Below are 20,806 nucleotides of genomic sequence, written 5' to 3'. Positions count from 1 at the left end.
GCCGTAGCGAGTCCATGTCCATCGAAAGAGAACGCGTTGAACCGGCGCCCTTTGAAACCGTCAAGCCCGCCCAGAAGCCCACAGAAGAACGCGACCCACCCGGATCGGGGCCATCTCGCTGGACACTTCCGGCGCTGATCGTTCTTGTCGCGCTGGCTGTTGCCGTCGTGTTCTGGCTGCCCTCAGTGCTGGAAGACGCGGAGACCGACACGCCAGTGCAAGGGCCGGCGGGCCCCGGTCAGGGAAGCGGGGACACCAGCGCACCTGCACAGCCGCGCGCCGCACCTGGAAATGCCGAGGCGGGAACGCCCTTCGCCGATGCGGAAGCCGCGCGCTTGCGCGCCGAGGCGCAGGAAATTCTCAACACACTGCTCGACCTGCGCGACTCGCTGACTCGCCGGGGCGCCGATATCTGGGCCAGTGAGGATCTGGATACGGTGGTTGCCACAGCTAACGAGGGTGACGAGCAATATCGGCAGCGGAAGTTCAGCGCCGCGATCGAACACTACCAGGCGGCACTGGAACAGGCACAGGCGATCGAGGCGCGGATCCCCGATGAACGGGAAACGCGCCTCGCAGCAGCGGAAGCGGCATTACAGGCCGGTGAGGCGGGGGTCGCCGCGGAAGCACTCGCCGTTGTCGACAAACTCGAACCGGACCTGCCGCAGGCCGCTCGGCTGCGCGAGCGACTCGAGGCGTTGCCCGAGGTTCTGGCGCAACTCGAAAAAGCAGCGGCTGCAGAAAGCGAGGGCGACCTGGCGAACGCAAAAACCGCGCTGGAAGCAGCCGTTTCTGCAGATGGCAAGCATCGCCGGGCAACACAGGAGCTGTCCCGTGTCAGCGCCGCGCTGATGGCACAGCGCTTTGCAGAGGCCATGTCTGCGGGCTACGCCGCCCTCGAACAGCGGCGCTTTGATGCGGCACGCGCCGCGTTCGAGCGCGCCGGCACGCTGCGCGAGGGCAGCGCGGAAGTCGCCGCCGCCAGGGAGGAAGTCCGGGTGGCAGAGACGGCCAGTGAGCTGCGCCAGCTGCAGCGCAGCGCCGAGTCCAGCATCGCCGAGGAGGAATGGTCTGACGCCGTCAGCGCTTTCGAGGCGGCCCTGAAAATCGACAACAGCGTGCTTTTTGCCCGACGCGGGATAGAACAGGCGCGCACCCGGACCGAGCTGGACAAGCGGCTTCGTGCCATTCTCGATGACCCGGATCGACTCAGCGACACGAGCGTTGCCGACAACGCCGCAGAGCTGCTTGACTATGCGAGAAACGTCGAGCCGCGGGGTCCGCGGCTGCAGGAGCAGCTTCGCACGCTGCATAAACAGCTCGCACTGGCGAACACCCCGATCGCGGTAACGCTGTTGTCTGACAACAGCACGGATGTCACGCTCTACAAGGTATCCCACCTCGGCCAGTTCGAGCGCGAAGAACTCATGCTGCGCCCGGGAGAATATACCGTCGTCGGGACCCGACGCGGCTATCGCGATGTGCGCCGGACCTTCCGCGTCAGCCACGACGGCCGCCCTCCAACCGTCACCGTTGTCTGCACGGAGAGCATCTGATGAACCGCGATGACAGGGCCGCCGACGTCAGCCGCGAGCGCATCGCCGCGAGCGATTTTCAACCGCTAGCCGAAAGCGCCGGGCGCCCCGCCGGCTCGCGCCGCGGCCCGCTGCGTGCCGTCGCCATTGCCGGCACGGCGATTGTCGTGCTGCTGGTGCTGGGTTTTCTCTTCACCGCGCGCTCGGTACAGATCGCCGTGGACTCGGAAGCTCCCGCCAGCATCGACATCGATGGCCTGGCGGTGCCACTCGGTGAGCGCTTCATGATTCGCAGCGGCGAGTACGATCTGCACATCAGCGCCCCGGGTTATGTTGACTACGCAGGGACACTGACGGTATCGGGCGAGGCCAGTCAGCGGCTGGATGTGGTGCTTTCCCCCCTCCCGGGACGAGTGACCTTCGCCGGGATCCCGGAGGGCGCGAGCATTGAGATAGATGGCGAGGATGCCGGGCGCGCGCCGTACCAGGGGCAGCTGCTGGACGCGGGAGATCACAGCGTCAGTATTACTGCGGAACGCTACCTGCCCGAGACGCGCACCATTGCCGTGACCGGTCGCGATATCCAGCAGACCTTCGAATTTTCACTGCAGCCGGCCTGGGCTGACGTCAGCATCGACAGCAAGCCATCGGGAGCGACCGTATTCGTTGATGAAGAAGCCGTCGGCAGCACGCCGCTCACCGCGGAGATTCTTCGCGGTGAACGTGAGCTCAGGCTGCAGGCCGCGGGCTATGCGGACCTGGTGCGCACGCTGGAACTCTCCGCCGGCGAGACGACGGACCTGGGCATATTGCCCCTGATACCCGCCGCCGGTCTGCTGAGCCTGGAGAGTCGTCCCCCCGGGGCCAACGTCACCGTCGGCGGCGAATATCGCGGCCAGACACCGCTGACCGTCGAGCTGTCCCCCGGGACAGAGCATCGCATACAGCTGTCGCGCCCGGGCTATCGTCGCTTCAGTCGCTCCCTTGCCCTCGAAGCCGGCGAGAAATCGTCACTGACCGCGAACCTGGAGGCACAGCTGGGCGACGTGGTATTCGACATTCAGCCGAGCGAAGCACAAATCACGCTGAATGGCGAAGCTGTCGGCCGGGGGCCGCAGACGCTGTCCCTGCCCGCCTACGAACACCGGGTGGAAATCACCCTGCCCGGGCACAAGACGGAACGCCGCCGGGTGACGCCGCGGGAAGGACTGCAACAGCTCGTGCAGGTCACACTGCAGACCGAAGAAGAGGCGCGCATGGCGCGGCTGCAGCCTGAAATCACCACGGCGCTGGGCCAGACCCTGAAACTGTTCAATCCAGAGACGGCTGCGCGCAGCGAATTCGACATGGGTTCCTCCCGCCGTGACCCGGGCCGACGGGCCAACGAGGTCCTGCATCCGGTGCGCCTGGAGCGACTTTTCTACCTCCAGACCACGGAAGTCACCAACGCCCAGTTCCGTCAGTTTCAGGAGAGCCACAACTCGGGACAGGAAAAGGGCAACAGCCTCAACCGTGAACACCAGCCCGCCGTGCAGGTAAGCTGGCAGCAGGCGGCCGCCTTCTGCAACTGGCTCAGCAACCGGGAAGGCCTGCCGCCGTTCTACACCGAGCGCCAGGGCATCATTACAGGCTTCAACCCCGCAGCTACCGGCTACCGGCTGCCGACCGAGGCCGAATGGGCCTGGGTCAGCCGTGTCAACGGCGACTCGCTGCAGACGTTCAGCTGGGGCGATGACTTTCCCCCGGAAGACGAGGTGGAGAACATCGCGGACGCCAGCTCCGCCTATGTTACCGGCCGGGTACTCAACAATTACAACGATGGCCATGTGGTCAGCGCCCCCGTCGCCTCCTTCAAACCCAACCATAACGGCCTGTACGATATCGGTGGTAATGTGGCGGAGTGGATGCACAACGTCTACGCCATACCCGCCGCCACGGGCATCGTGCAGACCGACCCGCTGGGCGCCGAGAGCGGTGACAACTATGTCCTTCGCGGTGCCAGCTGGGCGCTCGGCAACCTTACGGAGCTGCGCCTGACCTATCGCGATTACGGGCAGGCAGGGCGGGATGACGTGGGTTTTCGTATCGCCCGCTACGCTGAATAGACAGGAGGCACCATGCGCGGCACAACAGGCACTTTCGGCTCAGTGAAAATAGCATCGGCAATCCTTCTGTCGGCGCTGCTGGTGACGGTAATGGCGCTGGCGCAGCCGGCTGAGGATCGCGACAGGCCTGACGCCACAGCGCCGCCAACCGAGACGGCGACAGCCAGCGCCGAGCCGCAAAGCAGCGACGACACGGCGGCAAGTGAAGAAGGCATCGTGCTCTCACCCTTCGATTACGAAGCTTCGGAATCCATCTCGGAGGACGCCTCGGTCTCCTTCCCTGTGGATATTTAAGGAAATCTCCCGAATGAAGAACCGGATGTCCTCAGAATTCATCTTCCAGGCCTTTGCCCTGCTCATTGCCGTCATCGTGGTGCACGGGGCCTATGTCGGCGTCATACGCCCCAGCGCCGAAGCCCAGCTCGAAACCCAGATGGCACGCCAGGCCGCCGGCGAGGACTTTGTCCCCGAGCGCACGATCGCCGTTGTCATTCGCGATTTCGAGCAGGAGGCGTGCTTTATCCTGCTGATATGGGCACTTTCGATCATGGCCTACAAAGCACGCCAGACCCTGCGTGAGCAGTCGATGCTGGAAGGCGACCTGGTGGACATTCCCGAGGGAACCAGCGTACTTCCCGCGGACGCCAGGGAGTACAGCCGGGCACTGGAGGACCTGCCGCAGCGGCAGCAGGACCTCCTGCTGCCGCGCACGCTGCTGGCGGCGCTGCAGCGCTTCGCCACCACGGGCAGCATCCAGGCGGTATCCGACACCATCAAGGAGTCCTGCGAGATCGAGTCAGACCGCCTGGATTCCGAGTTGTCGATGGTACGGTACATTGCCTGGGCAATTCCCTCCATCGGCTTTATTGGCACGGTGCGCGGTATCGGTGATGCGCTTGGACAGGCCTACAAGGCGGTCGAGGGGGATATCTCGGGCGTCACTGTCAGTCTGGGCGTGGCCTTCAACAGTACCTTCGTGGCACTCGTGCTGAGCATCATCATCATGTTCTGCCTGCACCAGCTGCAGCAGGCGCAGGAGCGCCTGGTGATGGACTGCCAGCGCTACGCGGACAAGCGCCTGCTGCGCTTTCTGGTGGCCGATCACTGATGGCGACCGCACTCCTCGACATTCTCGACAGCGACCTGTGCCTTCACCACGATGGCAGACAGGTGTGCAGCCCGGGCTATGCGCTGCTGGAGGGCGATAGCTATCGCTTCGGCGAGACCGCCCGCGGCAGTGCCAGGCGCCAGCCACGCTATATCAACACGCGCTTCTGGTGGCAGCTGGGCACGCAGCCCCTGCAGCCGACGCTCGGACCGGCCAGGCACACTGCCGACCTTGTCCACGCGCATCTGCTGGAAGTGCACAGGGCCGCCGGTGAGCCCGGCGACGTGGTCCTTGCGGTACCCGACAGCATGGGTCGCGACCAGCTCGCGCTGCTGCTCGGGATCGCGCAGACCTGTCCGTTCCGCGTTGTCGGACTGATCAACCGCAGCGTTCTTGCGGCCGAAGCGCACACCGACACCGGGAATCTGTTCCACCTGGAGCTGCAGCTGCATCAGGCGCTGCTGACCCAGCTCTCGGTCGCTGATGGGCAGATTCGACTGGTGCGCAGCCACGCGCTGCCGGGCTCGGGCCTGCTGGCGCTGCAGGAGGCCATTGTCGAGCGCGTGGCGCGTTCGTTCATACAGAACACGCGGTTCGACCCCCGGCGCAAGGCGGATACCGAACAGACGCTCTATGACGGGTTGTTCAACTCCCTCCAGGGTCTGCAGGGGTCGGGCGAAGTGCCGGTGGACATCAACGGCTACAGCACCCGCATCACCGTCGAGGAACTGGCCTCCGTCGCCGACCGCCTGCACGACGCCGTCAGGCAGGAAACGGGCAATGTGCCCGGGCATGCGCTCCTGCTCGATCCCCAGGCCTGCCTGATACCCGGCTTTGCCTCGCGCTTCAGCGAGGCCCGGGCAGTAGAGAAAGAAGCGTTGCCCGAGGCGCTGGCGCGTCATCACGAGCATATCCTGCAACCACCGGACGACCTCCACCTGCTCAAGGGCCTGCCTTCAGGCACGGCGCCGCGACGACAGACAACAGCAGCATCGACACCCACGCCATCCACGGCACCCCGCCGCGCGGAGGCACCGCCAACGCACATTCTGCACAATGCCCGTGCCCGCCCGCTTGGCGGCAGGGATATCGTGCTGACCGACCATTGCCGGCTCAGCCGCGAGGGCGTCGACTGCTGGGTCATCGCCGGGGATCCAGAGGTCCGCGTGAATGGAGCCGCCTACCGCGGCGCGACCCTCGAGACCGGCGACGAGATCCGTGCCGACGGCAAGTCCTGGCTGCTGATAGAGGTCGAGGAAACGGCATAACATGGCCAGGCGCAAGCGCAGCTTCACCGCGTTCAACCTCAGCTTTCTGGACATCATGTCCTGCGGCTTCGGGGCAGTTGTCCTGGTTTTCCTGATTATCGACCACGCCATCGAGGAGGAGACCCGCGACCTCAACCGCGACCTGCTGTCCGAAGTCAGCCTGCTGGAAGAGGACATCCGTGACGGCGAGGCCGGCCTGGTCAGGCTGCGCAACGACCTGGGAGAGACCGATGCCGAGATAGTCGAGGCCCAGGGCCGGGCCACACGCGTCACGGAGGAGCTGGATCGCTACGAGGCGCTGATCGCGGCGGCACAGGACGATGGCTTTACCGACACAGACGCCGTGGAGCGACTCAAGGCCGAAGTGCAGTCGCTGGAGGAGGAGGTCAAGAAACTGCGGGAAGCATCGGCATCGGAAAGTGGCAAAAGCGCACGGGACTTCACCGGTGACGGTCAACGCCAGTACCTGACCGGCCTCAACCTCGGCGGACAGCGCATCGCCATCCTGGTCGATACCTCGGCGAGCATGCTCGACGAACGGCTGGTGAATATCATCCGCCTGCGCAACATGAGCGAGCAGGTACAGCGGGAGGCGGCAAAGTGGGTGCGGACCCTGAAAACCGTGGACTGGCTGACCGCACAGCTGCCGATCGGCAGCGACTACCAGCTCATTGCCTTCAACACCGAGGCACGCCCCGTCCTGCCGGAAACCGAGGGCCAGTGGCTGGAAGTCGCCAATCAGGAACAGATCACAGCCGCGTCGAGCGCCCTGCGCAGGATACTGCCCGGTGGGGGAACCAGTCTGCTGAACGCATTTACCGCACTACAGAAGCTGTCGCCGGCACCGGACAACATCTTTCTGATCACCGACGGCCTGCCAACCCAGGGCGCCAACCCGCCCCGGGGCAGCACCGTCAGCGGTCCCGAGCGCCAGCGTCTGTATCGAGAAGCGATACGCAGTCTGCCGGGCAATATTCCGATTAATATTATACTGTTTCCCATGGAGGGCGACCCGATGGCCGCCTCGGAGTTCTGGCAACTGGCCCAGGCCACTCGAGGCAGCTTCATGAGCCCCTCCAGGGATTGGCCTTGATGGCAGCGTGTCCCCGGTTTGCCGGGGCAACCTGAGGCGGGATCATGCGCAAACGACGCGAGTCAGCCGAATTCTCGATGTCCTTTCTGGACGTGATCTGCTGTGGCTTCGGCGCCGTCATCCTGCTGCTCATGATCACCAAGACAGTGCAGCCACAGATCATCGAGGCCTCCACCGAAAAGCTGGAGGGCCGGATTGCGAAACTGCAGGAGGAGCTGTTTGAGCTCCGCGGCGAGACCACCATTCTCAATCGCGACCTGAACGCCAGGCGCGAGCAGCTGTCAGAGTACAGAGAGAGGATCGCGCGTCTCACCGGCGCCCTTGCGAGTGCGAGATCGCGATATGACAGCATACAGGTGGAGGACAGCAGCAATGAGGTCATTGTTGACCGACTGGCCATCGCGCGGCAATCCCTGACCCGTGAAATGGAGCGTCTGCTGGCAGGCCAGGAGATCACCAACCAGCTGATCGGCGGCATCCCCGTCGACAGCGAGTACCTCATCTTTGTTATCGATACGTCGGGGTCCATGTTTTCCTACGCCTGGCAGCGAATGATGAACGAGATGGAATCCATTCTCAGCATCTACCCCAATGTGAAGGGGGTGCAGATACTCAACGATATGGGCAACTACATGTTCAGCCGCTACCGGGGCCAGTGGATACCGGACACGCCGGGCCGCCGCACCGCCATCATGCAGAACCTGCGCAACTGGAACGTGTTCAGCAACTCGAGCCCGGTGGAAGGTATTACCCAGGCCATCAGCACCTTCTCCGGCGACGGCAAGAAGATCAGCGTTTACGTGTTCGGCGACGACTTCACCGGCAACTCCCTCAATGAAGTGCTCAACGTCGTTGACCGTATCAACGCCAGGGACAACCGCGGCGACAGGCTGGTACGCATCCATGCCGTGGGCTTCCCCGTATTGTATCAGCAGGCCCCCGCGCAGCAGGGCTCCGTGCACCGCTTCGCGGCATTGATGCGAGAGTTGACCTACAGGAATGGAGGCACCTTTGTCGGGCTCAATGACTTCAGACCCTAGACACGCTACTGCCCCGACTGCCGCACGCTGGCTGGTTGCGGCCTCGCTGCTTTTGCTCAGCGCCTGCGGCGCCAAGCAGGTCGTGGTGCAGGGGAAGTTTCCGCAGCCCTTGATGTCCAGGCAGCCAGTGACCCTTGGTGTTTTCTACCCGGAGGAATTCCGCAATCACGAATTCTTCGACGAGGCCAAGGGACGCAACGATTCGGACTGGCTGGTAAAGACCGGCGAGGCCCAGGTTGCCATGTGGAATACCCTGTTGGACGGCATGTTTGCGGACGTGGTATTTCTGGAGGCGGCGCCGGACGCGACCACGGAGATACCCGACGTGGATGCCATCCTGATACCCCGGGTGGACGAGCTTCAATACGCCATACCGACCCATACCAACATCAAGGTCTACGAGATCTGGATGCGCTATGCCTTTGACCTCAACGCACCGGACGGCACGGCGATTGCCCAATGGACCATGACAGCCTATGGCAAGACGCCGACCGCCTTTCTGCAGTCGGATGAAGCGGCGGTAAACCTCGCCGCAGTCGTGGCGCTGCGCGATGCCGGCGCCCATTTTGCCACGCTGTTCCCGACCGTACCGGATATTGCCGACTGGCTGCAGTCGCGCAATCAGACCCTTGCCGCGGGGAACACGCCATGAAAAAGCACCTGCTGGTTTCCTTGACCCTGGCAGCCACCGGGCTTCTCGGCGGCTGCGTCACTTCCACGGTTGATGAAATGGTCTTCAACACACCCACGCTGGAGAACATGGAAGACGCCTCCGTGGTGATTCTCGGGCGGCGACACGCCAGTGACTATGAAACAGAACCCGATTTCATCAAGTGTGTCGGCGACCACGTCAGGCGCGGGAACGGCAGCGTCGAGATCATCGGTGAGCTCGAGTTCATGAATGCCCTCTACCCCTGGTTCGAACCCCGCACAGCGCCGCTGCGGCCGGCGGATATCGACCGCCTGCTGCTGCAGCCGCCGGTTGCCGACAAGCTCGCCGAACTGAAAACCGAATACATGATATGGATTGATGGCAGCACGGTGCAGACCAACGCGTCCGGCTCCATGAGCTGCGGCGTTGGCCCCGGGGGCGCTGGCTGCTTTGGCTTTGGCACCTGGGGCAATGACTCCGATTACGAGGCCACCATCTGGGATTTTACCGACAAGGCCGAAGTGGGCCGCGTCAGCACGTCCACCAGCGGGCAGTCCTACATGCCGGCCGTGGTCGTCCCCATCCCGATCATCGCGCCAGTGAAAGGCACTGCCTGCGACAGCCTGGGCGACCAACTCCTGCAGTTCCTGTCCAGCGGCTACTGACATGATAGTACGCCTGATCGCCACGCTTCTCGCCTGCTGCGCCCTGCTGCAGCAGGGCTGTGCCGTCAATCCGGCCACCGGCGGCGCCAATATGGTGGTGTCCAGCCAGGCCGGCGAGATCAAGCAGGGCCGCGAAATGCACGAGGAGATGATGTCCAAGGGCGCCGCCTACGACGACCCGGAACTGCAGGACTACGTCAACCGAATCGGCCAGCGGCTGGCGAAACACAGCGACATGCCTGACCTTGAGTGGACGTTCACCGTGATAGACGCACCGGATCTGAACGCCTTTGCCCTGCCCGGCGGCTTCATTTACGTCAATCGCGGTCTGCTCGCCTATCTCGACAGCGAGGCCCAGCTTGCCGGTGTCATTGGCCACGAGATTGCCCACGTCACCGCCAGGCACCATGCCCGCCGCAAATCCGCCGGCGTCACCAGCAAGGTGCTGTCCACCACCGCCTATATCTTTACCGGCAGCCGCGACGTCTACGCTGCCTCAAGCATGTATGGTGCCGAAATCATGAGTGGCTTCGGTCGCGACATGGAGCTCGAGGCCGACGGCTTTGGCGCCGAATATATGCACCGCGCCGGGTACGAGCCCGAAGCGCTGCTGGACGTGGTCGGCGTGCTCAAGAACCAGGAGCTGTTCCAGCGCGTCAAGGCCAGGAACAGCGGCCAGCCGGTCGGCACCTACCACGGGGTCTATGCCACGCACCCGCGCAATGACAAGCGCCTGCAGGCCGTCATACAGGCGGCAGCGAAACTGGATGACGGCGCCTATATCGAAAGCCCGGAAAAGCCCGGGGAATTCCGGCGCCACATGGACGGGCTGGTGTGGGGGCGAAGCGCACAGGGACAGCGCGACCGGCAGCGCTACTACCACAACAAGCTCGGTTTCACGATTGAAAAGCCCGAGGGCTGGGATGTTGAGGCCGGCGCACAGGCCGTGGTCGCGCGGGGGCCTGGCGAGGCGGCATCAGTGCGCATCACGCTGATGCGGCGCGATCCGTCGACATCACCCGAGCAGGTGATGCGCGACAGCGCCAGCGGCGAACTGAGCGCAGGGACAGCACTCGAGCAGGCTGGCCTTCAGGGCTACATGGCGGTTGCCAGCGCTGGCGACAGGCGCAAGCGCCTGGCGGTGATCGACTTCAACAACCTGACCTATCGCTTCGAGGGAACGGCCGCCGACTTCGCCGCGGATGACGACGCGCTGCGATCCGTCATTGAAAGTTTCCGGCCGATTCATCCCCAGGAGCGACAGACCGGACAGGCACAACACCTGCACTACATACAGGTACCCCGCGGTGCAACCCTGGAGAGTCTGGCAGCAAGCCTGCGCATACCGGATGCCGAGGCACAGCTACGCCTGATCAACGGTTTCTACCCCCGCGGTGAGCCGCGCACCGGCGACTGGATCAAGATCATTCGGTAGACAGATCCGTGTCCGGTGTTTCGCCGACGTTCTGCACCAGCACCCAGGGCGGCGCCACCACAGCCCAGAGGTGGGCATTCTCCCGCGCCAGCTGACCCGCGACCGTATCTGACAGCAGTGCCACGGCGCCGCTTGCCGTCCACGCCTCAAAGCGCGCCACGTTATCCAGACCAAGCTGTACCGCGACCTCCACCAGGTCGAGCTCGTCCGCCACATGAATCACCTTGCCCGCCGCAAAGTGCGGTGCCAGCTCCGACCAGGCTATGCGCGCAGTCTGGCCGTGGTACTCACGCCGCAGCAGCGCCTCGCGCTCCAGATCATCAGCCATAGCGGGCGTCGGCCACGAAGGGATTGGTCTGGCGCTCCTGACCCAGGGTAGAGGTGGGCCCGTGACCGGGGATGAAGGTGACGGCGTCCCCCAGCTTGAACAGCTTTTCGCGGATGCTTCGAATAAGCTGATCGTGATTGCCGCGGGGAAAATCCGTGCGCCCGATGGATCCCTGGAAAATCACGTCGCCTACCCAGGCGAGCTGCTGCGCGCGATGAAACAGCACCACGTGACCCGGAGTATGCCCGGGACAGTGCAGCACCTCCAGGGTCTGCGCACCCACCTGCACCGTGTCACCATCGTCAAGCCAGCGGTCGGGTTCGAACGCGTCAGCGTGCGGAAAGCCCGCCATCTGGCACCACTCCGGCAGCTTGCCAATCCAGAAGTCGTCCTCGCGCTGCGGGCCCTCGATGGGGATCTCCAGCTGCTGGCGCAGGATATCCGAGGCCGCACAGTGGTCCATGTGGCCGTGGGTGAGGATGATCTTCTCCAGCGTGACATCCATCTGCCGCACCGCCTCGAGAATGCGCTCGACATCGCCGCCCGGATCGAATACCGCACCGCGCCCGGTCTCTTCGCACTTGAGAATGGAGCAGTTCTGCTGGTACGCGGTGACCGGAACAATGCTCACCCTGATGCTCATGCTGGCTCCCGTCCCGGAATGCGGCTGTCATCCTCGTCTGCCTCGGGGTTCCGGTCCGCATCGGGGTTGAGATACACCTGCTCGTCAAACTGCTGCTCGCTGCGCGCCACAATGACCGCCACAGTGGCATCGCCGGTAACGTTCACCACGGTACGTACCATGTCGAGCAGGCGGTCAACGCCGATGATCAGGGCAATCCCCTCAACCGGAAGACCCGCCTGGCCGAGCACCATCGCCAGCGTGATGAGGCCGACACCGGGCACCGCCGCCGTGCCGATGGAGGCCAGGGTGGCCGTCAGGATCACCGTAAGATAGGACGTCAGGCTGAGATCAAAACCGTACACCTGCGCGATAAAGACGGTGGCGACACCCTGCATGACCGCCGTGCCGTCCATGTTCACCGTTGCCCCGAGGGGTACCGTAAAACCGGCCACCGAGTTGTTCACGCCCAGACGCTTCTCGACCGTACGCAGGGTGATGGGCAGCGTCGCTCCTGAAGAGGCCGTGCTGAAAGCAAAGGCCCAGACGGAACGCATCTTGCGCATCATGATGCGCGGCGACTGTTTCGCCAGCACCTGCAGCAGCACGCTGTAGGTGAACAGGCCGTGGAACAGCAGCACGCCGAGGACGGTCAGGAAGTACACGCCAAGGTCCATGATCGCACTCACGCCCATCTCGGCAAACAGCTTTGCCAGCAGCGCGAAAACACCATACGGCGCCAGCGACATCAGGATTGCCACCATGCGCATGACCACTTTTTCCACATCGGTGAAAAACGAGGCAATGCGCCGCCCCGCCTCACCGGCGTGGGATATGGCGTAGCCGAACAGCAGCGCGAAGACGATGATCTGCAGCATCTCGCCCTCCGCCATCGCCTGCACCGGGTTGGACGGGAAGATATTGATCAGCACTTCTTTCAGTGGCGGCGGCGAGGTGGCCTCGAAGACCGCATTGGTCTCCAGGGACACGTGCGTGCCCGGGCCGATGATCACCGCGGCAAACAGCGCCACCGTCACAGCGATGGCCGTGGTCATGAGGTAAAGCAGTAGGGTTTTCCCGGCGATAGGCCCCATGCGCGCGCTGTCGCCGAGTGAGCTGGCGCCACAGATGAGCGAGACCAGCACCAGCGGTACCACCAGCAGCTTCAGTGATGCGATGAAGATCTGCCCGACCACATCGAACACACCGCCAATCAGCATATCCTGGATACCGGCGCGCAGAGTCTCCGAAATGCCGCTGCCGCTGACCATGAGGTTCAGCAGGGAGCCGACCAGAATACCGCCAACCATGGCAATAAGGATTCGCGTTGTGAGTGTCATTCGCAGGCCCCCTCGCGATAGGCAACAACGCGGTCATCCGCGCAGGCATTGCAGGGAGAGCTATACTGTGTCTGCGACATCTCACCCGCCAGCGTCGCGCAGACCGGCGCATAGATCATGGTGCAGACCTCCGGCCGCGGCGGCGCGCACGCGACCGGCGCATCCGGATCGCTTGGGGCCCGCACCTCCGCAGGCGGCGACTCGGGAGGCGGTGACGGCGGTGCGGCACAGGCGAACAGCGTGGCCACAGCAAGCATTAACGCCCCTCGATGCATCTGGCTTCCCCTTACGCTCAAAAGGCGTAAGGATATCACCTTCATCCTGCAGAGTTCAGGTGCCGAAATTTCCGCTCTGATAATCGCGCAAGGCCTGCTCGATTTCCGCCGGCGTGTTCATCACGAACGGGCCATAGTTGGCAACCGGCTCGCGCAGCGGCGTGCCACGCAGCAGCAGCAACCCCACGCCCGCCTCCCCGGCCCGCAGTTCCCACGCATCCCCCTCGCCGGTGATCGCGAGGTGCCGCGCCGCAATGCTACCGCGCGGGTCAGCCAGGCTGCCGTCGTACACATAGGCGATCAGGGTCTGGTCGGCGCCGCTGTCGACCATCAGGCGATCGCCTGCTGCCAGCGTCAGGTCGAGCATGTCCGCCTGGGGCACGAGCTCGACCAGCGGACCGCTGATCGTCGCATCATCCAGCGCCCAGTCGCCCGCAATGGCAACGGCCCGACGCCCTTTGCTGTCATGCACCGCGAGGTCGGCTGCGGGAATATCCCGGTAGCGCGGCGCCAGCATCTTTTCCGCCGCCGGCAGGTTGAACCACAGCTGAAACCCGTGCAGGCCCTGGCTGTCCTGTGTCGGCATCTCCGAATGGATAATGCCGCGGCCGGCAGACATCCACTGCGCCCCACCGCCACGGATCTCACCGCGATTGCCCTGGTTATCCTCGTGGATGATGCCGCCATGCTTCATGTAGGTCAGCGTCTGCATGCCCCGGTGGGGGTGTGGCGGAAAGCCTGCCGCAAAATCATCGCGCTGCTCTGACCGCAGCTCATCGATCATCAATACCGGATCCATACCGCTGTGGCGCATGCCGGCGATACGCTGGATGGCCACACCCGCTCCATCCTGGCTGGCCCTCGCTCGCTGAACCTCGATTACCTGTCTCGCCTTCATCCTCATTGCCTCTGCTGTCGCCACACGGTCCACCACAGATTAAGGTCGTATTTATCAAAAGAAAATCGCATAATATTGCTGTATTTTTTCGAATATTTCGAACTGTAGCCGCGGGCAATCGACATGGCGAAAACCACCCTCGAGCAGTGGCGCATGCTCCTTGCTGTCGTCACACACGGCGGCTTTGCGCAGGCCGCTGCCGCCACCCACAAAAGCCAGTCCAGCATCAACCATGCGGTGCACAAGCTGCAGGACCAGCTCGGACTCCAATTACTTGAGGTCGTCGGCCGCAAGGCGCAGCTGACCGAGAGTGGATCCCTGATGCTGCGCCGCGCCAGCCAGCTGCTCGACCAGGCGAACCAGCTTGAAGATCTCGCCAGCGGCCTTGCCGAGGGCATCGAGGCCGAAATTCGCGTGGCGCTGGACGAAGTGCTGCCCCCGACCCGTATTGCGGCGACCCTGGAAACGCTGGCGGCCGAATTTCCGCATACCAGGGTCGAGCTTATTGAAACGGTTCTCTGGGGCGGACCGGAAACGCTGATGGCCGGCAAAGCGGACCTGCTGGTGGCGGACACCGTGCCACAGGGGTTTCTGGGGACGCCCCTGCTGACCACCACATTTGTCGCCGTCGCGGCTCCGGGCCATGTCCTGCACACGCTGCACGGCCCCCTGAACATGCAGGACCTGGCGCAGCACCGACAGATCGTGGTGCGCGATTCCTCCGTGCACCGGCGCACCGATGCCGGCTGGCTCGGTGCCGAGCAGCGCTGGACCGTCACCCATGTCAGCACCTCCATCGACATGGTCTGCCGGGGACTGGGGTTCGCCTGGCTGCCCATGACACGCATCAGCAAGCTGCTCGATGACGGCCTGCTCCGCAAGCTGCCGCTCGAGCGCGGGGGGTACCGCCCATCGACACTGTATCTCACCCTGGCGGATACCGCGGGCAGCGGACCGGCGACGCTGCGCCTGTCGACCTTGCTGGCGGAGGCCCTGTTTGACGGCGAATAAATTCGATTATATCGATAGGTAAGTCCGTTAATTTGGGCTTTTTATCCTCATTTGTCGAATATAAGCTGGGGTCAATGGACGCTGCCTTAGCGCAGGAAACCGAGTCTTCCACCTGCCGCCACCCACTGGCAGCGTCACGCACACGAACCACAGCGACAGGAAAACACCATGGGTATGCTTGTAGACGGAACCTGGCAGGACGTCTGGTATGACACCGACAAATCCGAGGGCCGCTTTCAGCGCGAGAACGCGCGTTTTCGCGACTGGCTCTCGACAGACAGCGACGACCGCTTCGCGGCCGAGCCCGGCCGCTATCATCTTTACGTCTCATTGGCCTGCCCCTGGGCGCATCGCACCCTGATCATGCGCGAACTGAAGGGACTCACCGGCGCTATCGGCGTCTCCGTAGTGAGTCCGCTCATGCTGGAGAATGGCTGGACCTTCAAGCGCAATGAAGGCAGTACGGGCGATCAGCTGGCCGACCGGAACTTCATGCACCAGGTCTACACCGCCGCGGCCCCTGACTATACCGGTCGCGTAACCGTTCCGGTGCTGTGGGACACGCACCACGACACCATCGTCAGCAACGAATCTGCGGATATCCTGCGCATGCTGAATAGCGCCTTCAACGACATCACCGGCAACCACACCGACTACTACCCGGCCGCGCTGAAAGACCGCATCGATGCCTGGAATGACAGGATCTACCCCGCCATCAACAATGGCGTGTACCGCGCGGGCTTCGCGACAACGCAGGAGGCCTATGAAGAGGCGTATGACGAGGTTTTCGCCGAACTCGATCACATCGACGGGCACCTGGCCAGCCACCGCTACCTGGCCGGCGACACGCTCACCGAAGCCGACCTCCGCCTCTTCACCACGCTGATCCGCTTTGATGCCGTCTACCACGGCCACTTCAAGTGCAACCGACAGCGACTTGCGGAATACCGCCGCATTCCTGGCTATATCCGGGACATCTACCAGCTTCCCGGCGTCGCCGGCACGGTGAATTTCGATCATATAAAGACGCATTACTACGCATCACATACAATGATCAATCCGACCGGCGTGGTCCCCAAGGGGCCGGCCACGGATTTCAACGCGCCCCACCACCGCGAGTCGATCGGACGCTGATCAACGCGGCGCGGGGGCGCCCTGCTCAGATGCACTGAATCAAGGAAGCCGCACCGCCGTGAACAGTATCGCCCCCCGCATTGCCGAGGAACTCTCCGTCCGCGAGGCACAGGTTACCGCCACACTGAACCTGCTCGCCGACGGCGCCACCGTCCCCTTCATCGCCCGCTACCGCAAGGAAGTCACCGGCGGCCTGGACGACACCCAGCTGCGCAACCTGGAAGAGCGCTACCTTTATCTGACCGAGCTGGAATCGCGGCGCCAGACCATCCTCGACAGCATTGGCGAACAAGGCAAGCTCACCGAAGCACTGAAAGGCGAGATTCTCGGCGCCGACACCAAGGGTCGCCTGGAAGACCTGTACCTGCCCTACCGCCCGAAGCGGCGCACCAAGGCCCAGATTGCACGGGAGGCGGGCCTCGAGCCCCTGGCGGATGCCATTCTCGCGGATCCCGGACAGGCACCGGAGACCCTCGCAGCCGGCTACCTGAACCCCGAGGCCGGCGTTGAGGACTCCGCGGCCGCACTCGATGGCGCAAGGCAGATCCTTATGGAGCGCTTCGCCGAGAATGCGGACCTGCTCGCGCGGCTGCGGACCTTCCTGTCGGAAAATGCGCTGCTGCGCTCCAGCGTGGAGACGGGCAAGGCAGCGGAGGCGGCCAAGTTCAGCGATTATTTCGAGCATCATGAACCACTGGCGAAGGTGCCGTCACACCGCGCGCTGGCCATGTTCCGCGGCCGCAAGGAGGGCTTCCTGCAGCTGGCGCTGGTGATGGATCCCGAGGAGAAGCCCGGCGACCCCCACCCCTGCGAAGCCATGATTGCCAGTCACTGGCAGATCAGGGATCAGGGAAGACCGGCCGACACCTGGCTGGGTACCACCGTGCGCTGGACCTGGCGGGTCAAGCTGCTCACCATGCTGCAGACCGACCTGCTGAACACCCTGCGCGAATCGGCCGAGAAGGAGGCGATTGCCGTCTTCGCACGCAACCTCAAGGACCTGCTTCTGGCGGCACCGGCGGGCATGCGCCCCACGATCGGACTCGATCCGGGATTGCGCACCGGCGTCAAGGTCGCCGTGGTCGATGGCACCGGCAAGCTGGTCGATCACGCCACGGTCTTTCCCACGGCACCACAGAAGCGCACCCGGGAGGCTGCCGCGGTACTTGCGGATTTCGCGCGACGCCACGCTGTGGAACTGATAGCCATCGGCAACGGCACGGCGAGCCGCGAAACGGACGCCTTCGTGGCGGAGTTCCTGGCAGACAATCCGGATATTGCCGCCGTCAAGGTCATGGTCTCCGAGGCCGGGGCCTCGGTTTACTCCGCTTCCGCCACAGCCGCCGCCGAATTCCCAGACCTGGATGTCACCTTCCGCGGCGCGGTATCCATCGCGCGACGCCTGCAGGACCCGCTGGCCGAACTGGTCAAGATCGAGCCGCGGTCCATCGGCGTCGGCCAGTACCAGCACGATGTCAGCCAGGCTGATCTGTCACGACAGCTCGACACTGTGGTTGAGGATTGCGTCAACGGGGTCGGCGTGGATGTGAATACGGCGTCGGCCGCCCTTCTCAGCCGCGTCGCGGGGCTCAACAGCAGCCTTGCGGGCAACATTGTGGCGCACCGCGACAACGAGGGCCGCTTTCACAATCGCAAGGCACTGCTCAAGGTCTCGCGCTTCGGCCCAAAAAGCTTCGAGCAGGCGGCGGGGTTTCTGCGTGTCAGCAACGGCGACAACCCGCTGGATGCCTCCGCGGTCCATCCGGAATCCTATCCCCTCGCCGAGGCCATTGCCGAGCGCAACGGTCGCAGCATTCGCAGCCTGATCGGCGACAGCCGCTTTCTGAAAACGCTGAATGCCGCGGACTATGTCACCGAGGACAGCGGTGTCTACACCGTGCGCGATATTCTGGCGGAACTGGACAAGCCGGGCCGGGATCCGCGGCCCGAGTTCAAGGTGGCGCAGCTGCGGGACGACGTCCACACGATGAAGGACCTGCAGCCCGATATGGTGCTGGAGGGGACAGTGACGAACGTGACCAACTTCGGCGCCTTCGTCGATGTCGGCGTGCACCAGGACGGTCTCGTTCACATTTCGGCACTCTCGGATACCTTCGTCAAGGATCCGCACAGCGTCGTCAAGGCCGGGGATATCGTCAAGGTCAAGGTGATGCAGGTGGACGCCGAACGCAAGCGCATCGCGCTCAGCATGCGCCTCACCGACAGCGCCGCGGACTATGCCGAGGGCAGCCCGCGGGGACGGCGTGGTGACAGTGCGACGCGCTCTCCGGGCAAGGGCCGCTCACACCGGCCGCAACAGCGTGATGCCGGCAAGGCACGTCAGCCGGAAGGCGCCATGGCATCGGCCTTCGCCAATGCGCTCAAGCGAGATTGACGGCAGCGCGGTAATGCGCGACGAGAATCCCGGCTGCTTCGTCTTCATCGGCAACCAGACGCAGGAAGTCCAGGTCTCCTGGCGCGATATAGGCGTGTGCCGCCATCTCGCGGGTCATCCAGTCGTGCAGGCCTGACCAGTAGCTCCTGCCAACCAGTACGATCGGGCAGGGCTTGAGCTTTTCCGTCTGCATCAGGGTGAGCAGTTCAAACAGCTCATCGGCGGTGCCGAACCCGCCCGGATAAATGGCGAAACCGATGCCGTAGCGGATGAGCATGAATTTGCGGGTGAAAAAGTAGCGGAAGGCGACGTCGATATCCAGATAGGAATTCGCCAGCTGCTCGCGCGGCAGGGTGATGTTCAGCCCCACCGACTTGCCGCGACCGCCCTTGGCGCCGCGGTTTCCCGCCTCCATGATGCCCGGCCCACCGCCCGTAATGACCGAGATTCCAGCCTCCGTCAGCAGACCACCCAGACGCATGGCACTCCGGTATTCAGCGCTTTCATTCTCGGCACGCGCACTGCCGAAAATACTCACGGCGGGACCAATGGCGGAGAGACTCTCGATGCCGTGACGCAGTTCATCGGAGATACGATCGAGGCGCGCTTTCTCCTCGTCACTGAGTCCCGAGGGTACTGCAGGTGCGCGTTCGGTCAGCGGCAACGTCGGGCCTCCAGAGCAGCATTAATGAGCGTGCAGGATAGCATGAGAGCCTCGCCTGCCCATCGATAACGTCGACCGCCTGTCGCTGCAGTTACCCGGACCCGCCGCAGGTGCGTATACTGGCGTCACCGATACACGGCGGTTGCGGTAAGAGGATGTGTGCAGAGCGCGCGGAGGCTGACACTACAATTGTTCCCGTCCTGGCTGGCGGGGGCGGCAGGCTGTCTGCGCATATCGGCGTGCTGGACGCCATCGCGGAACTCGGTCTGAACTACTCCACGCTGGTTGGCGTGTCCGGCGGCAGCATTGTCGGTGCACTCGCGGTTACCGGCCACAGTCTCGAAGAAATCCACGATATCGCCCTCGCGACCGAGTTTTCGCGCTTTTCCTCACAGAACCTTTTTTCCCTGTTGCGCACGGGTGGCTTCTCCAATGGCGACGCGTTTCAACGCTGGATGGACACCCTGCTCGCCGGGAGAACCTTCTCTGACCTCGATGTGGATTTTTACGTTGTTGCGACGGATGTTCGCACGGGAAAGCCGGTGATTTTCTCCAGAGCCACTCACCCGGACACACCGATCTCGCTCGCCGTGCGGTTCTCCATCTCGGTACCCATACTCTTCAGCTTCAAGGAATACGGTGAGCACCTGCTAGTGGACGGCAGCATTCTTTCCGAGGACGCGCTGCAGAGAAACTGGGCCGGCAACACCCCCGTGGTGGTGTTCAAGCTTCGCAGCAATAATCATCGCACGGCCAAAAAAGCGTCGATGATGCCGCTGCGGAGCTATCTCGAGATGCTGGTGCACACCTTCATGACGACCATGTCGCGGGAGTACATCAATGACAAATTCTGGTTATCCACCATCATCATCGACACTGGCGACATATCCCCCGTAGACCTGCACCTGACATCAGCCGAGAAACAGAACCTCTACGTAACGGGTTACGATACGACGATGGCGATACTGCCCGGGAAACTCAAACGTAGCGGCGTCATCCGCGCGGCGGCTCATGGATAGGGAAGCCAGCCAGAAGGGGCATTCTTCGCAGCGTGAGGAATCGCCAGTCTCACGCGGATCTGAGCATGACTGGCATCACACAATGTGCTGGTGTTTATTGCCGAGACCAGTGACTGAGGTAAGATGAAGTGGTCCAATGGATGTGACCAACCCAGTTAAGGATAATATCCTGAACTGGAGGCGGTACAACATGAACACGAGAAAGAAGTATTCGAAGGA

Annotated in this window: 20 protein-coding genes; 14 read left to right on the top strand and 6 right to left on the bottom strand. The window is 63.4% G+C overall.

Going from position 1 to position 20,806, the window contains the following annotated elements:
- The first annotated feature begins 14 nt into the window (after positions 1–14).
- The 10 genes from EV688_RS12700 to EV688_RS12655 all read left to right on the top strand — a co-directional run bounded on the left by EV688_RS12700 (position 15) and on the right by EV688_RS12655 (position 10,901).
- Positions 15–1,556 (top strand): hypothetical protein, encoded by a 1,542-nt coding sequence (locus EV688_RS12700; RefSeq protein WP_117318677.1) that lies wholly within the window; start codon positions 15–17, stop codon positions 1,554–1,556.
- Complete coding sequence (locus tag EV688_RS12695) at positions 1,556–3,640, top strand: PEGA domain-containing protein (RefSeq protein WP_117318675.1); 2,085 nt, start codon at positions 1,556–1,558, stop codon at positions 3,638–3,640. Before EV688_RS12700 ends, EV688_RS12695 begins: the two co-directional genes overlap by 1 nt.
- Positions 3,641–3,652: 12 nt before the next feature.
- Positions 3,653–3,934, top strand: coding sequence for a hypothetical protein (locus tag EV688_RS12690; RefSeq protein ID WP_117318673.1), 282 nt, complete (start codon positions 3,653–3,655; stop codon positions 3,932–3,934).
- Positions 3,935–3,947: 13 nt separating this feature from the next.
- Positions 3,948–4,748 (top strand): MotA/TolQ/ExbB proton channel family protein, encoded by an 801-nt coding sequence (locus EV688_RS12685; RefSeq protein WP_117318671.1) that lies wholly within the window; start codon positions 3,948–3,950, stop codon positions 4,746–4,748.
- The gene (locus EV688_RS12680; protein ID WP_117318669.1) at positions 4,748–6,016 is read left to right on the top strand and encodes a hypothetical protein; all 1,269 of its coding nucleotides are present in this window, start codon (positions 4,748–4,750) and stop codon (positions 6,014–6,016) included. The genes EV688_RS12685 and EV688_RS12680 overlap by 1 nt, the downstream gene beginning before the upstream one ends.
- 1 nt (position 6,017) lies before the next feature.
- Positions 6,018–7,109 (top strand): VWA domain-containing protein, encoded by a 1,092-nt coding sequence (locus EV688_RS12675; protein ID WP_117318667.1) that lies wholly within the window; start codon positions 6,018–6,020, stop codon positions 7,107–7,109.
- A gap of 44 nt (positions 7,110–7,153) precedes the next feature.
- The gene (locus tag EV688_RS12670) at positions 7,154–8,149 is read left to right on the top strand and encodes a vWA domain-containing protein (protein WP_117318665.1); all 996 of its coding nucleotides are present in this window, start codon (positions 7,154–7,156) and stop codon (positions 8,147–8,149) included.
- A gap of 112 nt (positions 8,150–8,261) precedes the next feature.
- Positions 8,262–8,801, top strand: coding sequence for a hypothetical protein (locus EV688_RS12665; protein ID WP_240624390.1), 540 nt, complete (start codon positions 8,262–8,264; stop codon positions 8,799–8,801).
- Positions 8,798–9,466 carry a hypothetical protein gene (locus EV688_RS12660; protein ID WP_117318660.1) on the top strand — a complete coding sequence of 223 codons (669 nt, stop codon included), beginning with the start codon at positions 8,798–8,800 and terminating at the stop codon, positions 9,464–9,466. The genes EV688_RS12665 and EV688_RS12660 overlap by 4 nt, the downstream gene beginning before the upstream one ends.
- A 1-nt stretch (position 9,467) precedes the next feature.
- A complete protein-coding gene (locus EV688_RS12655) occupies positions 9,468–10,901 on the top strand; it encodes a M48 family metalloprotease (protein WP_117318657.1) in 1,434 nt (477 codons plus the stop codon).
- Here the strand turns inward: EV688_RS12655 and EV688_RS12650 are convergent.
- From EV688_RS12650 to EV688_RS12635, 5 genes are all read right to left on the bottom strand, one after another.
- On the bottom strand, positions 10,891–11,229 hold the full coding sequence (locus EV688_RS12650) for a DUF2288 family protein (protein ID WP_117318655.1): 339 nt from the start codon (positions 11,227–11,229) through the stop codon (positions 10,891–10,893). The genes EV688_RS12655 and EV688_RS12650 overlap by 11 nt on opposite strands.
- Positions 11,222–11,872 carry an MBL fold metallo-hydrolase gene (locus EV688_RS12645; RefSeq protein WP_117318653.1) on the bottom strand — a complete coding sequence of 217 codons (651 nt, stop codon included), beginning with the start codon at positions 11,870–11,872 and terminating at the stop codon, positions 11,222–11,224. The genes EV688_RS12650 and EV688_RS12645 overlap by 8 nt, the downstream gene beginning before the upstream one ends.
- Entirely contained in the window at positions 11,869–13,191 is a 1,323-nt protein-coding gene (locus EV688_RS12640) for a dicarboxylate/amino acid:cation symporter (protein WP_117318651.1), read from the bottom strand. The genes EV688_RS12645 and EV688_RS12640 overlap by 4 nt, the downstream gene beginning before the upstream one ends.
- Positions 13,188–13,310, bottom strand: coding sequence for a hypothetical protein (locus tag EV688_RS17805; protein ID WP_276309884.1), 123 nt, complete (start codon positions 13,308–13,310; stop codon positions 13,188–13,190). The genes EV688_RS12640 and EV688_RS17805 overlap by 4 nt, the downstream gene beginning before the upstream one ends.
- A 211-nt stretch (positions 13,311–13,521) precedes the next feature.
- The gene (locus EV688_RS12635) at positions 13,522–14,364 is read right to left on the bottom strand and encodes a pirin family protein (protein WP_117318647.1); all 843 of its coding nucleotides are present in this window, start codon (positions 14,362–14,364) and stop codon (positions 13,522–13,524) included.
- A gap of 123 nt (positions 14,365–14,487) precedes the next feature.
- On the opposite strand from EV688_RS12635, the gene EV688_RS12630 reads away from it, so the two are divergent.
- The 3 genes from EV688_RS12630 to EV688_RS12620 all read left to right on the top strand — a co-directional run bounded on the left by EV688_RS12630 (position 14,488) and on the right by EV688_RS12620 (position 18,904).
- Entirely contained in the window at positions 14,488–15,375 is an 888-nt protein-coding gene (locus EV688_RS12630; protein WP_117318645.1) for a LysR substrate-binding domain-containing protein, read from the top strand.
- Positions 15,376–15,543: 168 nt separating this feature from the next.
- Entirely contained in the window at positions 15,544–16,509 is a 966-nt protein-coding gene (locus EV688_RS12625) for a glutathione S-transferase family protein (protein ID WP_117318643.1), read from the top strand.
- Positions 16,510–16,567: 58 nt separating this feature from the next.
- Entirely contained in the window at positions 16,568–18,904 is a 2,337-nt protein-coding gene (locus tag EV688_RS12620; RefSeq protein ID WP_117318641.1) for a Tex family protein, read from the top strand.
- Here the strand turns inward: EV688_RS12620 and EV688_RS12615 are convergent.
- Positions 18,891–19,568 (bottom strand): LOG family protein, encoded by a 678-nt coding sequence (locus tag EV688_RS12615; protein WP_240624389.1) that lies wholly within the window; start codon positions 19,566–19,568, stop codon positions 18,891–18,893. The two genes, EV688_RS12620 and EV688_RS12615, sit on opposite strands and share 14 nt — an antisense overlap.
- Positions 19,569–19,723: 155 nt before the next feature.
- Here EV688_RS12615 and EV688_RS12610 point away from each other — a divergent pair, with 155 nt between their 5' ends.
- The gene (locus EV688_RS12610; RefSeq protein WP_117318639.1) at positions 19,724–20,587 is read left to right on the top strand and encodes a patatin-like phospholipase family protein; all 864 of its coding nucleotides are present in this window, start codon (positions 19,724–19,726) and stop codon (positions 20,585–20,587) included.
- The last annotated feature ends 219 nt before the right edge of the window (positions 20,588–20,806 follow it).

Origin of the sequence: Chromatocurvus halotolerans (assembly GCF_004340525.1) — a bacterium.
Lineage (GTDB): Bacteria > Pseudomonadota > Gammaproteobacteria > Pseudomonadales > Halieaceae > Chromatocurvus > Chromatocurvus halotolerans.
Note: the sequence above shows the minus strand (reverse complement) of the source record. Positions and strands in the feature narration are given on the sequence as shown.